At 34.1% G+C, this 14,757-nt stretch carries 15 protein-coding genes and 1 tRNA gene; 15 read left to right on the top strand and 1 reads right to left on the bottom strand.

Features of this window, described 5'->3' with window-relative positions; all coding sequences use genetic code 11:
• Positions 1-74: 74 nt before the first annotated feature.
• From G3A46_RS02250 to G3A46_RS02210, 9 genes are all read left to right on the top strand, one after another.
• Positions 75-1,454 (top strand): T9SS type A sorting domain-containing protein, encoded by a 1,380-nt coding sequence (locus G3A46_RS02250; protein ID WP_206735942.1) that lies wholly within the window; start codon positions 75-77, stop codon positions 1,452-1,454.
• Positions 1,455-1,853: 399 nt separating this feature from the next.
• Positions 1,854-2,813 carry a lipoyl synthase gene (gene lipA / locus G3A46_RS02245; protein ID WP_165145691.1) on the top strand — a complete coding sequence of 320 codons (960 nt, stop codon included), beginning with the start codon at positions 1,854-1,856 and terminating at the stop codon, positions 2,811-2,813.
• 40 nt (positions 2,814-2,853) lie between these two features.
• Positions 2,854-3,567, top strand: a complete 714-nt coding sequence (gene lipB / locus G3A46_RS02240; RefSeq protein WP_165145689.1) for a lipoyl(octanoyl) transferase LipB — start codon at positions 2,854-2,856, stop codon at positions 3,565-3,567.
• Positions 3,568-4,038: 471 nt separating this feature from the next.
• Entirely contained in the window at positions 4,039-5,355 is a 1,317-nt protein-coding gene (locus tag G3A46_RS02235) for a phage integrase SAM-like domain-containing protein (protein ID WP_165145687.1), read from the top strand.
• The gene (locus tag G3A46_RS02230) at positions 5,348-5,512 is read left to right on the top strand and encodes a hypothetical protein (protein ID WP_165145685.1); all 165 of its coding nucleotides are present in this window, start codon (positions 5,348-5,350) and stop codon (positions 5,510-5,512) included. The genes G3A46_RS02235 and G3A46_RS02230 overlap by 8 nt, the downstream gene beginning before the upstream one ends.
• A gap of 24 nt (positions 5,513-5,536) precedes the next feature.
• A complete protein-coding gene (locus G3A46_RS02225) occupies positions 5,537-6,208 on the top strand; it encodes a hypothetical protein (RefSeq protein WP_165145682.1) in 672 nt (223 codons plus the stop codon).
• Between the two features lie 75 nt (positions 6,209-6,283).
• Positions 6,284-6,550 (top strand): helix-turn-helix domain-containing protein, encoded by a 267-nt coding sequence (locus tag G3A46_RS02220; RefSeq protein WP_165145679.1) that lies wholly within the window; start codon positions 6,284-6,286, stop codon positions 6,548-6,550.
• Between the two features lie 4 nt (positions 6,551-6,554).
• Positions 6,555-7,037: a hypothetical protein gene (locus tag G3A46_RS02215; RefSeq protein WP_206735941.1), complete on the top strand. Its 483-nt coding sequence runs from the start codon at positions 6,555-6,557 to the stop codon at positions 7,035-7,037.
• A 73-nt stretch (positions 7,038-7,110) separates the two neighbouring features.
• On the top strand, positions 7,111-7,770 hold the full coding sequence (locus G3A46_RS02210; protein ID WP_165145676.1) for a helix-turn-helix domain-containing protein: 660 nt from the start codon (positions 7,111-7,113) through the stop codon (positions 7,768-7,770).
• Between the two features lie 386 nt (positions 7,771-8,156).
• Here the strand turns inward: G3A46_RS02210 and G3A46_RS02205 are convergent.
• Positions 8,157-8,238 (bottom strand) — tRNA-Leu (locus tag G3A46_RS02205).
• A gap of 267 nt (positions 8,239-8,505) precedes the next feature.
• Here G3A46_RS02205 and G3A46_RS02200 point away from each other — a divergent pair.
• The 6 genes from G3A46_RS02200 to serS all read left to right on the top strand — a co-directional run bounded on the left by G3A46_RS02200 (position 8,506) and on the right by serS (position 14,727).
• Positions 8,506-9,444, top strand: coding sequence for a ribose-phosphate pyrophosphokinase (locus tag G3A46_RS02200; RefSeq protein WP_165145673.1), 939 nt, complete (start codon positions 8,506-8,508; stop codon positions 9,442-9,444).
• Between the two features lie 252 nt (positions 9,445-9,696).
• On the top strand, positions 9,697-10,320 hold the full coding sequence (locus G3A46_RS02195) for a 50S ribosomal protein L25/general stress protein Ctc (RefSeq protein WP_165145670.1): 624 nt from the start codon (positions 9,697-9,699) through the stop codon (positions 10,318-10,320).
• A gap of 81 nt (positions 10,321-10,401) precedes the next feature.
• A complete protein-coding gene (pth, locus tag G3A46_RS02190) occupies positions 10,402-11,037 on the top strand; it encodes an aminoacyl-tRNA hydrolase (RefSeq protein WP_165145667.1) in 636 nt (211 codons plus the stop codon).
• A gap of 2 nt (positions 11,038-11,039) precedes the next feature.
• Positions 11,040-11,972 (top strand): bifunctional riboflavin kinase/FAD synthetase, encoded by a 933-nt coding sequence (locus tag G3A46_RS02185; protein ID WP_165145664.1) that lies wholly within the window; start codon positions 11,040-11,042, stop codon positions 11,970-11,972.
• Positions 11,965-13,299, top strand: a complete 1,335-nt coding sequence (locus G3A46_RS02180; protein WP_165145661.1) for an HTTM domain-containing protein — start codon at positions 11,965-11,967, stop codon at positions 13,297-13,299. Before G3A46_RS02185 ends, G3A46_RS02180 begins: the two co-directional genes overlap by 8 nt.
• Positions 13,300-13,455: 156 nt before the next feature.
• Positions 13,456-14,727, top strand: coding sequence for a serine--tRNA ligase (gene serS / locus G3A46_RS02175; protein WP_165145658.1), 1,272 nt, complete (start codon positions 13,456-13,458; stop codon positions 14,725-14,727).
• Positions 14,728-14,757: the final 30 nt, after the last annotated feature.

The following is a 14,757-nucleotide window of genomic DNA, read 5'->3' as shown; positions in this document are numbered from 1 at the left end:
TTACCATTACAGCTTTTTAAAAAATTTGAGATTGTCATTTTTATAATAGATTTGTGGAAAACCCCTTAATTTAAATGATGAAAAAATTACAAATCTTTTTAGTCTTATTTTTGGCATTCACAACTGTTGCCGAAGCACAAACTTATCCTACAACATCCTGGAGCGATCTTGCTGATACAAGTTGGTACAATTCTGCACAAGATGAATTTACACTTTCTACTGCCGAAGAATTAGCTGGTTTAGCTCAATTGGTTGCAGACGGAAACTCTTTTAGTAGTAAAACTATTATTATTGGTGCAGACATCAATTTGGACGGTAATCTATGGACTCCAATTGGCGTTAAATTTGAAATCCCTTTTTCTGCAACTGTAGAAGGAAACAACCACATTATAAGCAATTTGTGGGTTAATATGCCAGAAAGTGAAATGGCTGGTCTTTTTGGACATACTCAAAGCGCTTCTTTTTCAAATATCCACCTTGACACTGCAAATGTTATTGGCGATGATAATACAGGAGCTTTAGTAGCCAACCTTTACGATAATGGGTCAGTTTCAAATTGTAGCGCAATTAACGTAAACGTAACTGGACAATATACGACTGGCGGATTGGTTGGTGGATTTTTAACTAACTCTACTATCACTAAAAGTCATGCAATTGGTAATGTAACTGGATTTGCCCAAGTAGGTGGTCTTGCTGGGACAGGTTTTGATGTTTCTGCTGTAATTGAATGCTACTCTGAGGGTACGGTAACAGCAGATTTTCTATCAGGTGGATTAGTTGGTTCTTATCCTTTTGGATTTGGAGGAACTAGCACAATAGACAACAGTTATTCAAGATCTAATGTGGTTGCTAACGAAGAACGCGCAGGTGGTCTTATTGGTGGTGGAGACAATGCATTAATAATCAAAAATGCATATTCTACTGGAACAGTATCAGCGCCTAATTATGCAGGTGGATCAATTGGATTATTTGGTCAAATAGTAGTTGAAAACTTGTATTTTGATACTGAAACTTCTGAAATGACAGAAGGTGTAGGTTTTATTCCAGGACCTCCAGTTACTCCAGACATTACTGCACTTTCTACAGCCGAAATGAAGTCTACTGAAACAGTAAGTTTATTAAACGCAGGTTCTACTGAAGCACCTTGGTCTATCGATTCAAGCGTTAACGACGGATACCCTGTTTTAAATTCAGTATTAGGAGTGCAAAACAACAATTTTGATGCAACTGCAGTAAGCGTATATCCTACTGTTTTTGATTCTGAATTTACAGTTTCTTCTACACTAGAATTAGATTCATACCAAGTTTATAACATTTCTGGAGCTTTGGTTTCTACTGGAAAATTAAACGGAAAATCAACAAAAGTTTCAGTAAGTAATCTTTCGACTGGCAACTACATCTTAGTAATTCGTTCTGCTGAAGGAATGATAACTAAAAGAGTAATCAAAAAATAAATTGAATTTTTAGAAATTCGATTTTCAACATAATTAAAATCCTCAGATTCTTTCTGAGGATTTTTTTATTCTTATAGCCAGAAGATTAGTCTATAAATGATAATTATTTCAGTGTTTTCGTATATCTATAAGTATTAAAAGCTGTATTTATAAAAAACACTTATAGTTGTATTTTCATTATTGGTGAAAAAACGAAATGTTGACTAGCTATGGCCTCCACTATTGTTTTAGCCGTTTGTAGTTTTAGAAATATCATTTTCACATATTGGAAGTAGTTCTTTTAATGTGATTGCCAATTTATTTATTGGTTCAGGTAAAAACTCTTACGGAAAATCTGTTTAATTTTTTGGGAAGAATTCAATCTAGATACATTAATTTAGCCCGAAAATAAAAATTGAAATGAGTACATCACCTAATTCCATTAAAGATCAACTAAAGGACTCTAAAGAAGAAGGAGAACAAGCTTTGAAATTTAAAAGAAAGCCAGTTTGGTTAAAAGTAAAATTTCCTTCTGGAGAAAACTTCACTAAAGTTCGAGGTATTGTAAACGACAATAAACTACACACCATTTGTCAAAGTGGAGGTTGCCCGAATATCGGCGAATGCTGGAATGCGGGTACAGCGAGTTTTATGATTCTTGGAAACACCTGTACACGAGCTTGCAAATTTTGTAATGTAAATACTGGTCGTCCCGATGCAATAGATATTGGAGAACCCAAACGCGTGGCAGAAGCCATTTTAAAAATGAAAATAAAACACGCTGTAATTACTTCGGTTGATAGGGATGAATTAGAAGATTGCGGATCAACAGCTTGGGCAAACACCATTCGCGTTGTAAAAAGAATGAACCCCAATCTAACTTTGGAAACTTTGATTCCAGATTTTAAAGGAGTTGAGGAAAATATTCAAAGAATTGTGGATGAAGCGCCTACTGTGGTGTCTCATAATCAAGAAACCGTTCGACGTTTATCTCCGAGTGTTCGTCCTCAATCTAAATACGACCGAAGCCTTTTTGTACTTAAATATCTAAAAGAAAATGGAATGCGCACCAAATCTGGAATTATGCTAGGATTAGGAGAAGAATTTGATGAAATTTTAGAAACCATGCGCGATCTTAGATCAGTGGGATGTGATATTATTACCATTGGTCAATATTTAAGACCGTCACAAAAACACTTACCTGTTCAACGATTTGTAACGCCTGAAGAGTTTCTTCAGCTTCGAGATGAAGGATATAAAATGGGATTTGATTATGTGGAAAGCGGACCGATGATCCGATCTTCTTACCACAGTGAAAAACAAACGATTCCGGGATACGGAATTAACACTTGGAGAGCTGCTCAGGCTAAAAAAGCTTAATTTCTAAATTCTTCAATGTAGTTTAACCATTATTAAGGCTATGAATCAAGTTAAATTAAAAAATTTGGGCACCATTGCTTATAAAGATGCGTGGGATATTCAGGAAGAATTATTAAAAACGGCGGTATCGAAGAAAGCTAGCTCAAATGAGTCGGATGAAGTTGAAAATACTTTGTTAATTTGTCAGCATCCACACGTTTATACCCTAGGGAAAAGCGGGCATCCAGAGAATTTATTATTCAGAAAAGAAGAGCTCGAAAAAAACGGAATTGAATTTTATGCCACGAATCGTGGGGGCGATATTACCTATCACGGGCCGGGACAACTTGTAGCCTATCCGATTTTGGATTTAGAAAAATTTGGAAGCAGTATTCACCTCTACCTTAGAAATCTAGAAGAAGCTGTTATTCAAACGCTTCAGGAATACGGAATTAAAGGGGAAAGACTTAAAGGATACACAGGAGTTTGGATAGAACCTGAAACGTATCGAGCACGTAAAATTTGTGCAATCGGCGTTCGATGTAGCCGATGGGTAACCATTCACGGACTCGCTTTGAATGTTAACACCGATTTATCTTATTTTAAAAACATTGTTCCCTGTGGAATTACAGACAAAGGCGTAACTTCCATGAATATTGAAATAAATGGGAAAGTAGACGAAAACCAACTGTATGAAGTTTTTATCCAAAAATTTAAAGAGGTTTTTAACGTTGAAATAACAAAGGCTCAAACACTATCAACGGCTATAGAATAAACTTATAGAGGTCACTACTATATTAAAAATCAATTAATTGTTTTTTTTTGAAAAAACTGTTTTAGAACATTATTGAAGTACTCACAATAATAAATTTTAAAGCAAGAAAATTTTAGCAATAAAAAAACTTTGTACTTCAACTAACGTAAATAGTATTCTAGGCAGCCGATCCCTCCTGAAAACCTACACTCTAAATCTAAATTAACCGAAATAAAAAAAGCTCCAACATTGCTGTTAGAGCTTTTACAGTACTCGAGGCGGGAAAACAACCCCTCGAATTTAAAGAGTTTCTTAAACTCGCTAAAAACGGCCTCAATCCCTTTATTTACAACTACTAAGGGAGCTATTTAAAAAATAGTAAAGTAAGACAAAGTATCTTAAAGTAAGTATAAATACGCAAAATGTGGGGACTATGTGGGGACAGATTTTAATATTCACTATATTTGAGGTATTCAATAATGATTTTTTGATATGGCAACAATAAGATACTTCACTAAAGGAAAAGGAAACCCCAGTACTATACTTTTAAGATTACGACACGGCCGAAAATACGACCTCACAAAGTCAACTGAGCTATTAATTGATACTAAGTATTGGAATGAAAAAAAAGGAGCTGTAAAACAAGTTGCCGACTTTCCCGAAAAAGTAAATATTCAAAACGACCTCAACAATTTAAGAAACCATATCTTAAATTCATTTAATAATAGCTATACAACCGGCCAACTAATAAATAGTGAATGGCTAAAAACTACAATTGATAGCTTTTTTGAGCAAGACGAGAATACAGACTTTAATTATCTAATAGATTATTCTGAATACTTCATTAAGACTTTAGGCAACAAAATACAACCGAACGGCAAAACTGGTGTGGAACCTAAAACAATTGAAAAGTATCAAATAATCATTAACAAACTAAAAGAGTTTGAAAAACACCAAAAGAAAAGACTTAAGGTATCAGATGTTAATATGACCTTTCACAAGGATTTTATTTATTTTCTACATAACATACAACTCTTAAACTACAATACAACCGGCCGATATTTAAAATACGTTAAAACCATTGTAAAGAGTGCAAGGGAGTACGGCCTAAAGATTAGTGATGATATTGATAAAAAAGAGTTTAGAGAGCCTAAAGAAAAAACAACCTTTGTAACACTTACAGAAAGTGAAATTGAAACCATTTTTAAACACGACTTTAGCGAAAAACCTTATTTAGACAATGCACGTGATTGGTTAATTATTGGAGTATGGACTGGAGCACGTGTAAGTGATTTATTAAAGTTTACAAATGAGAATATTCACAATGGTTTTATAGAATATACAGCTCAAAAGACACAACAAAAAATTGTACTCCCTTTACACCCTCAAGTGTTAAGTATTTTAGACAAATTAAACGGCCAATTCCCCCGACCAATTTCAGACCAACGTTTTAATGACTACATTAAAAAAGTTTGCAAAGAGGTTAAAATGGTACAACTTGTTGAGGGCTCAAAAAGAACTGAGGTTAAAAAAAAGGTGTGGCGTAAATTAAAGGGAATGTATCCAAAGTATGAATTAGTTAGTACTCACATTTGCAGACGTTCATTTGCAACCAATCATTACGGAAAACTACCAACCCCCGTATTAATGGCAATAACTGGACACACTACGGAGAAAATGTTTTTAAAGTATATCGGTAAAACGGCAATGGATAACGCTGAGGTTTTAAATAACTTTTGGCAAGACCAAGAACATAAAAAGAATAAAACCGCAAAACTGAAATTAATTAAAACCGGAACAAATGAATGATCTAACTACAACTAAAGGGTTTTATAATACATATTTAAACCTTTTACCTCAGTTCGAAACACAAAAAAAATGTTTTGATTTTCTTAATGCTGAAATTGAAATGATTAATGGAGAGAAAATGTTTTTTAGTTTTATGGATTTTAAAAAATACATTTGAGTATTTAACATATAATTGTTCAAAATGAATACTGGCATTAATAAACCTAAAAGACACGAACTACAAAGTGATTTATTGGCTATTGCCGAAATACCGGATCGGGTTAAAGTAACTACATCAATAAGATTACAAGAGCTTATAATATACGTTAATAGTGAAATACAAAATAGATTGCGAGATATTAACCATTTATTATTGGCTCAACCAACAACAACCTTTGAACATTGGGCACAAAATGCTTATTCAGTTTTCAATTATAACCAATTGATACAATTAAGAGAGATTATTCAAAATGAAATTAACGGATCACTAAATTATAATGATAAAATTTTTAAAGATGCACCCAGTCAAATGTTCTTTGAGTTTCTTTTTTATAAATTCATAAGTAAAGACAAATACCCTAAAACAGCTGTTGAATATGTTTTTAGACAATTTTACGACACTGGCAAATCAATTGATTTAGTTGAAATGGATTACAGCATAAAAGAGGGGCAAATGAGAGAATTTGCAGAATACTACAATAGTTTTATTATTGATAAAATCACAAAAGAGAAATTAAAGGACTTTAAAATTAAAATCACTCTTAATGATGCTAAAATAAAATCTCTCTACTTAATCGGTAATAAGGAAAACAGAAAAGTAAAATTTAACTCACTCTTATCGGAATTTATAAGGAACAATAAAACAGTAGGGTAAACACTATTATTACCCTACTATTTAGACCTTTATAGCTACATACTTTTACCTCAGATAATTTAAAACATTTGAGATATGAGTATCACTATTGCAACCCCAGAACAGCTCCAAGAACTTTTAAAGCCTATAGAGTACGAATTACAAGAACTTAAGGAAAAGTTTACTTTAAAAGAACCTGAGGACTGGTTAACAAGAGAACAAACCGCAACCCTACTACAAATTGCCTATCCAACTTTACACGAATGGTGTAATAAAGGAATATTAAAACACTACAAAATAGGCAACCGCACTTACTTTAGTCGCAAAGAAATTAACGAGGTTTTGTATAACTCAAATAAATAGTGTTATGCAAACTGGCAATTTAAGATACTACAGAGGGATATACGCTCTTAAAAAAGGTACATCAAAAGAACCCATAAAAGAATTTGAGTTAATAAATACCGATATTCTTAATGATTGTAAACTCTTCACAAAGATATTGAGAATTGAAAACGATAATGGTTTTCACGACCGGAGCCGTTTTTTTGAGTACTGGATCTATTTAAGAAATGACACTAACTGGAAAAGGTGTAAAAAGTCCGGCCTTGCAAATACTCTATTTCCTTATGTATTTGAGGGCAATTTGGCACAATTTGTAAGACTGGAACAAAAGAACCGCAAAGGCAAAGATTTTGAAAACCCTCAACACTTTATTGTAGCTCAATCAATAAATAGTTGGAATACTTTTGTATTGGATATATTCCCGAATTTCTATCCAGTACAAAAGAGATTACAGACCGCTATACTTCAAGAACATAAATACTTACTAAGAATAAAAAAGGGAGCCTAAAACAGCTCCCTAATTTGTTCAAAATGATTGTATAAACTGGCAAGTTGATACAATTGTAAAAATAAACTATTCAATGAATAAAGACAAAGTTTACAATAGAGATTTTAAAGGTATATGGCTCCCTTTAAATATCCTTACAAATAAGGAACTCACGACTTCTGAAATTTTAGTTCTGAGTATAATTTTACATTTAGATAACGATAAAGGCTGTTTTGCTACAAATAAATACTTCGCTCAAGTGCTCAATTTATCAAGAGGTAGAATTTCAAAAATTATAAATAATTTACTGAGTAAAGGTTTTATTAATTGTTATGTTGATCAATCTATGGGCAACTATCGTATAATAAACATTAATACCTCTGTTCTTAAAGAATTACACCCTATAGCTGAAAACATTAATACCTCTATTACTAAAGATTTACACCCTATAGTTGTAAAGTCGAAACATTATAGAAAAGACTATAAAAAAGAATATAAAAAAGATGAGAGAGAGCTCACTCACTTTGATTTTTTAAACATTAACTTTTTAGAAGAGATTAAAAATTTAAAAAGAAAATACAATCTACCTCCGGCAGAATGGAATTTTTGCATTAATAAATTTAATCAAAAAGATTTCAAAGATGTAAATATAATTTCCTTTGAAAATTACCTTTCAAACTGGAGTAAGTCCTTAGAAAAGATTAACGGAAAGAAACAAGATACCAACCCTGTTTATTTACGTCGTTTATCTTAAGGGGTAAGGGGTAAAAAACTTTGAGTATTACTAACGCTGTACATCGCTATTATCTTTAGTTTTTACTCAATTAAAAAATTAATAGGGGGGGTATCTATTTGATTAATAGGTGTTTGAACTATCCAGTTACTAATTTAAACAAAACAATATGTTTTCCGGAACCAATAAAACCACCATTAAAAACGGATTAAAATTTTCGTTTGCTCTGTTTATCTTTTTTGGCCTTATGAGTTTTGCGTTATTGCTGTTGGGTATAATTGAGCTTTAAAGATTAAAATAATACCTCAACTTATTAGGTTTTACTCAAATGTGGGGACTATGTGGGGACAAATAAAAACGCCCTACCTACAAAGTATTGTAAATAGGGCGTTCTAAGGAATTATTTGTACTCGAGGCGGGAATCGAACCCGCACGTCTTGCGACATTGGATTTTGAATCCAACGCGTCTACCAATTCCGCCACTCGAGCAATTGGGGATGCAAAAATAAGTAAATAATTGGAAAATATTCATTATTTAATCGGCGTATTTAAAATAAAATTTCAGTTTTAATTTACTACCCTTCAATACAAAATTCACCGGCAAGCTCTTATTTCTCATTTTAAATAAACTTAAATTCTTCTCAACACATTATTTTGAGTGAATCTGAATTGATTTTTTTGTTTCGATAAAGGGCAAATTATCAAAGTGACTATCGATTAATTTTTACCTTTGCACCAAAACCAATAATCTGCCTTATGCCAAATATTGCTCCAACCCCGAAAATTTTTGCCTGTAAACAAAGTGAAGAACTTGGAAAAAAAATCGCCGATGCTTTTGGTATCCCACTAGGAAAAGTGATTACTTCTCATTATTCAGATGGAGAATTTCAACCTTCTTTTGAGGAATCTGTACGTGGAAGCCGAGTGTTCTTAATTGGATCAACCTTTCCAAATAGCGACCATTTAATGGAGCTATTATTAATGATAGATGCTGCTAAACGCGCTTCTGCTAGACATATTACTGCCGTTTTACCTTATTTTGGGTGGGCACGACAAGATAGAAAAGACAAACCTCGTGTTCCTATTGCTGCAAAACTTGTAGCTAAAATGCTTGAAACTGCTGGTGCTACTCGAATTATCACAATGGACCTTCACGCAGATCAAATTCAAGGATTTTTTGAAAAACCTGTAGATCACCTTTTTGCTTCAACTATATTCCTACCGTATTTAAGAAGTTTAGGATTAGAAAATCTTACAATTGCATCTCCAGATATGGGAGGCTCAAAAAGAGCTTATGCATATTCTAAGTTTTTAGAAAGCGATGTAGTTATTTGCTACAAACAACGCGAAAAAGCCAATGTGATTTCTTACATGGAATTAATTGGGGATGTAAAAGGAAAGAATGTAGTTCTTGTTGACGATATGGTAGATACTGCTGGAACTCTTACTGCAGCTGCAGACCTTATGATGGAGCGCGGCGCACTAAGTGTTAGAGCTGTATGTACTCACCCACTACTTTCAGGAAACGCATACGAACGAATTGAAAAATCTCAAATGTTAGAATTAATCGTTTCCGATTCAATTCCTACAAAACCTCATAGCAAAATACGCGTGATTAGCTGTGCAAATCTTTTTGCAGATGTTATGTTAAGCGTAAATGCTAATAAATCAATTAGCGGTAAATTTTTAATGTAGTCTCTGTACGATTTCGATGTTTTATAAGCTAAGATTTCGACTTTTAAAACCTTATAAAATTGAAAAATAGAGGCTCAACAACGATAATAACCCTCTAGCCATCAAGGATTTTACCTTAATTTCCATTAGTTTAGGATCTTACTTCAAAAAATCCTAATTCCTAAATCGGAAATCCAAAATAAACCATATCTTTGCACTCCCTAAAAAACAGCTTTTTAGGGAGTTTTTATTAATAAACAAATTTCAAAAGAAATGAAATCTATTACAATTAAAGGATCAAAAAGAGAAAGCGTGGGCAAAAAGGCAACTAAAGCCCTACGTAATGCTGGAATGGTTCCTTGCGTAGTTTACGGAGGGGAAGAACCAATTAGTTTTTCAGCAGAAGAAATTGCATTTAAAAACTTGGTTTACACTCCAGACGTACACACAGTTGTAATCGACCTAGGAGGCGAAACAGTTAAAGCTATCCTTCAGGATATCCAATTTCACCCTGTGACAGACCGTATTCTTCACATCGATTTTTACCAAATCTTCGATGATAAAGAAGTTACTATGGAAATTCCAGTTCGTACAACAGGAAACTCTCGTGGTGTTCGTAGTGGTGGTACTTTACGTATTGTTACTCGTAAATTAAGAGTGAAAGCTTTACCAGAAAATCTTCCAGATTTTATTGAAGCAGACATTACTGATATGCGTATTGGTAACAAAATGTACACTAAGTCTCTTAAAACAGATAATTACAAAATCATGCACCCAGAAAACACAGTTATCTGTCAAGTTAGAACATCTCGTACTGCAATTGCTGACGTTGATGAAGACGAAACTGAAGATGGTGCAGAAGCTACTGAAGCTGAAGAAGCTCCAGCTGAAGCATAAGTTAATCTTATTAAAGATAAGTGAGAAGCATCCTGTTAATTCAGGGTGCTTTTTTTATTTTTACCGAAGATTTTAAAAAAGATGTTTTCTATTATTAAAAAGTTCTTTTCAACTAAAGAACATAATACTATTTCAGAAGAAACAGATCCTATGAAAAAATTCCTTATTGTAGGCCTAGGAAATATTGGTCCAAAATATGCAAATACTCGTCATAATATCGGGTTTAAATTACTCGATTTTTATGCAGATAAAAACTCACTTACTTGGGAAACAGCAAAATTGGGAGATATTACTTCACATAAAGTAAAGGGACGAACATTTATTTTTCTGAAACCTAGCACTTTTATGAATCTAAGCGGAAAAGCCGTAAATTACTGGCTTGATAAAGAAAAGATTCCCTTAGAAAATATGCTGGTAATTACCGACGACCTAAATTTAGCTTTCGGTACAATTCGCATTAAAACGAAAGGTAGTGATGGAGGACATAATGGATTAAAAGACATCCAAAACACCCTACAAACCACCAATTACAACCGTTTCCGATTCGGAATTAGCGATGCATTCTCGAAAGGAAAACAAATAGACTACGTCTTAGGGGAATGGGATGAAGAAGAAAACAAATCACTCCCTGAACGATTAGAAGTAGGTTGCAAAGCAATTGAGTCTTTTGCGCTTGCTGGAATGAATATAACTATGAATACCTTTAACGGAAAATAATTTTGAAGAAATACACCTCTGCTTCAACTTTTAAGAGCGACCGCCATAGTGTGGTAACAATTGGCACTTTTGATGGTGTTCATATAGGGCATTCGGCTATCCTAAAACGATTGGTCGAAACTGCCAAAAAAGAGGATTTAGACTCGGTTGTTCTTACATTTTTTCCGCATCCCCGGATGGTACTTCAGCAACATTCAGAAATAAGTTTGTTAAATACAATTGATGAACGCGCTCAATTACTTGAAAAAACAGGACTTGAACACTTGGTAATCCATCAATTTACCCATGCGTTTTCACGTTTAACTGCCTTAGAGTACGTTAGAGATATTTTGGTTAACGGACTGAAAGCCAAAAAAATAATCATAGGATACGATCATCGTTTCGGAAGAAATAGAACAGCAAATATTGAAAACCTAAAAGAATTTGGGTTAACTTATGGTTTTGAAGTTGAAGAGATTTCTGCAAAAGAATTAGATGATGTAACCATTAGCTCTACAAAAATCAGAAATGCTTTAAATGCGGGAGATATTGAAACTGCCAACAGCTATTTAGGCTATAATTATATGCTAACTGGTGAAATTGAAAAAGGCAAAGCACTAGGTCGAACCATAAACTACCCTACAGCCAACCTAAAATTAAAAGAAAAATATAAACTCATCCCTAAAAACGGAGTTTACGTAGTAGCGTCTATAATTGAAGGCAAAAAAATATTTGGAATAACCAGTATTGGCACAAATCCTACGGTTGGTGGAAAAAAAAGAACGATAGAAACACATTTCTTAAACTTCAACAAAGACTTATACGGGAAAGAAATTACCATCGAATTTTTAAAACACATTCGAGACGAAGAAACTTTCGATTCAATTGAAGAGTTAAGGCAAGAAATAGAAAAAGACGAAAAAAAAGCAATACAATTTTTAAATCAACGTGAATAAACTCCTGTTCAAACAAATAGACAATATTAGTCTTGTTCTATTTAGAGCAGTGTTTGGCTTTTTAATTACGGTTGAGGCTTTTGGCGCGATTGCTACAGGTTGGGTTCGCCGTACTTTGGTAGAGCCTCCATTTACTTTCAATTTTATAGGTTTCGATTTTCTGCAATACCTGCAAGGAGACTTTATGTACTTCTACTTCGTGGTAATGGGTATTTTCGGAATTGGTGTAATGCTTGGGTACAAATACCGATTGAGTATGTTGGCTTATGCCATTATGTGGACTGCAGTGTATTTAATGCAAAAGTCTAATTACAATAACCATTACTATTTAATGATGTTGTTGTGTTGGATTATGGCTTTTCTGCCAGCAAACCGATGGTTTTCAATAGATGCAGAAAGAAACCCTTCCCTAAAGTCCCCTTCAATGCCTCGCTGGGTATTGTTAGTGCTAATTCTTCAAGTTTGGATAGTTTACACTTTCGCTTCTGTTGCAAAGTTTTATCCCGATTGGCTTGACGCTTCAATGGCATCGCTTTTAATGAATAGTAAAAGTGATTATTGGCTCATTGGCGACTTTTTACAGCAAAACTGGGTGCATTGGGCAATTGCTTATACAGGTATATTATTCGATTTGCTAATCGTTCCGTTAATGCTTTGGAAACGCACACGTTTATTAGGATTTGCTATATCTGTGTTTTTTCATCTATTTAATTCTATCGTTTTTCAGATCGGAATTTTCCCTTATATGTCAATTTCCTTTGCTTTGTTTTTCTTCTCAAAAGAAACACTTCAGAGAGTATTTCTTCCGAATAAAAAATTATACACTGCCAACGAGGTGATTATCCCTAATAACAAGCATCTGATAGTTGGTGCGTTTTCTATTTATTTCCTATTTCAGCTTGGGCTACCATTGCGTCATTGGTTTTTTAAAGACGATGTACTTTGGACAGAAGAAGGGCACCGTTTAAGCTGGAGGATGATGTTACGCTCAAAAGGTGGAATGCTAAATGTCTATGTAAAAGACAAAGAAAATGGAAAAAGAGAGCTTTATGACCATCAAAGCATTTTAGGGCTTAAGCAACAAGCTTCTGTTACCACAAAACCTGATATCATGTGGCAGTTAGCCCAAAAGATTAAACAAGTTGAAGCCGAAAAAGGAAGAGACGTAGCGGTTTATCTTGATGCTAAAGTGCGAGTGAATTATGGCCCGTTTCACCAATTTACTGACCCAAGTATCGACATTGCAGCTGAAAAATGGCATCCATTTAAACATAGTGAATGGATTTTACCTTCTCCCGAAGGATTTACTAAACGTAAAACCCCTTAGGTTATTTAGCTAATGGAAGCTTAGATTAGCAAGCGAAGCTTTTATTTCCATTCTAAATCACAGTTAATTCTTCATTTTTATAAATAAAGACCACAAAGCATTTGAAAACCTTTTGAGTCTGTTGTAACTTAGCCAATTCAAAATATATTATAGAATATGCTACAAGTAACCGACATTCGCGAAAACAAAGAAAAGTATATCCAAGCACTTGCTAAACGTGGTATTGATGCTGCTTCAACATTAGAAGATGTATTGACTTATGATGAAGAACGCCGTTCTACACAAGCGCAGTTAGATGATGTTTTGGCACAGAGCAATTCCTATTCTAAAGAAATTGGAAAACTTTTTCAAAGCGGAGAAGTTCAAAAAGCAAATGAGTTAAAAGAAAAAACAGTTGCTTTAAAAGAATCGTCTAAGCAATTGAATGAAAAAATGCTTGCTGCAGCCGAAAAGTTGCAAGAGTTATTATATACACTTCCAAATATTCCAAACGATTTGGTTCCCGCTGGAACTGATGAAAATGACAACGAAGAAATTTTCAAAGAAGGTGAGGTTCCAACCCTTCATGAAGGTGCATTACCGCATTGGGAGTTGGCAAAAAAATACGATTTAATAGACTTCGAACTTGGCGTTAAAGTAACCGGAGCAGGCTTCCCTGTATATAAAGGAAAAGGCGCTCGTTTACAACGTGCACTTATTACATACTTCCTTGATAAGAACACTAAAGCTGGTTACACCGAATACCAAGTACCACTTTTAGTAAACGAGGCATCTGGGTACGGAACTGGGCAATTACCAGACAAAGAAGGGCAAATGTATCACGTAGGGGTTGATGACCTTTATTTAATTCCTACATCTGAAGTTCCAATTACGAATCTCTTTAGAGGAGATTTATTAAACAGTTCAGATTTACCGATTACTTGCACTAGCTACACCCCTTGTTTCCGAAGAGAAGCTGGAAGTTATGGCGCTCACGTTCGCGGACTAAATCGCTTACACCAATTTGACAAGGTAGAGCTTGTACGCGTTGAACATCCAGATAATTCTTATAAGGCTTTAGATGGTATGGTAGAGCACGTGCAAGATATTCTTCGCGAACTAGAATTACCTTATAGAATCCTTAGATTATGTGGTGGTGACTTAGGTTTCACTTCTGCCCTAACCTATGATTTTGAAGTGTTTTCAACTGCACAAGATAGATGGTTGGAAATTTCTTCAGTATCAAACTTTGAAACATTCCAAGCAAATAGATTAAAGCTTCGATTTAAAGATTCTGATGGCAAAAACAAGCTTGTACACACATTAAATGGAAGCTCTTTAGCTATTCCTCGTGTATTGGCAGGAATTCTTGAAAACTACCAAACAGAGAATGGAATTAAAATTCCAGAAGTTTTAGTTCCTTATTGTGGGTTTGATATTATTGACTAAAGGACTTCAACAAACTAATTTATAAGTGTA

It is taken from the genome of Aequorivita sp. KMM 9714 (assembly GCF_011065475.1).
Taxonomy (GTDB): domain Bacteria; phylum Bacteroidota; class Bacteroidia; order Flavobacteriales; family Flavobacteriaceae; genus Aequorivita; species Aequorivita sinensis.
This window is presented reverse-complemented; position numbering and strand designations above follow the sequence as displayed.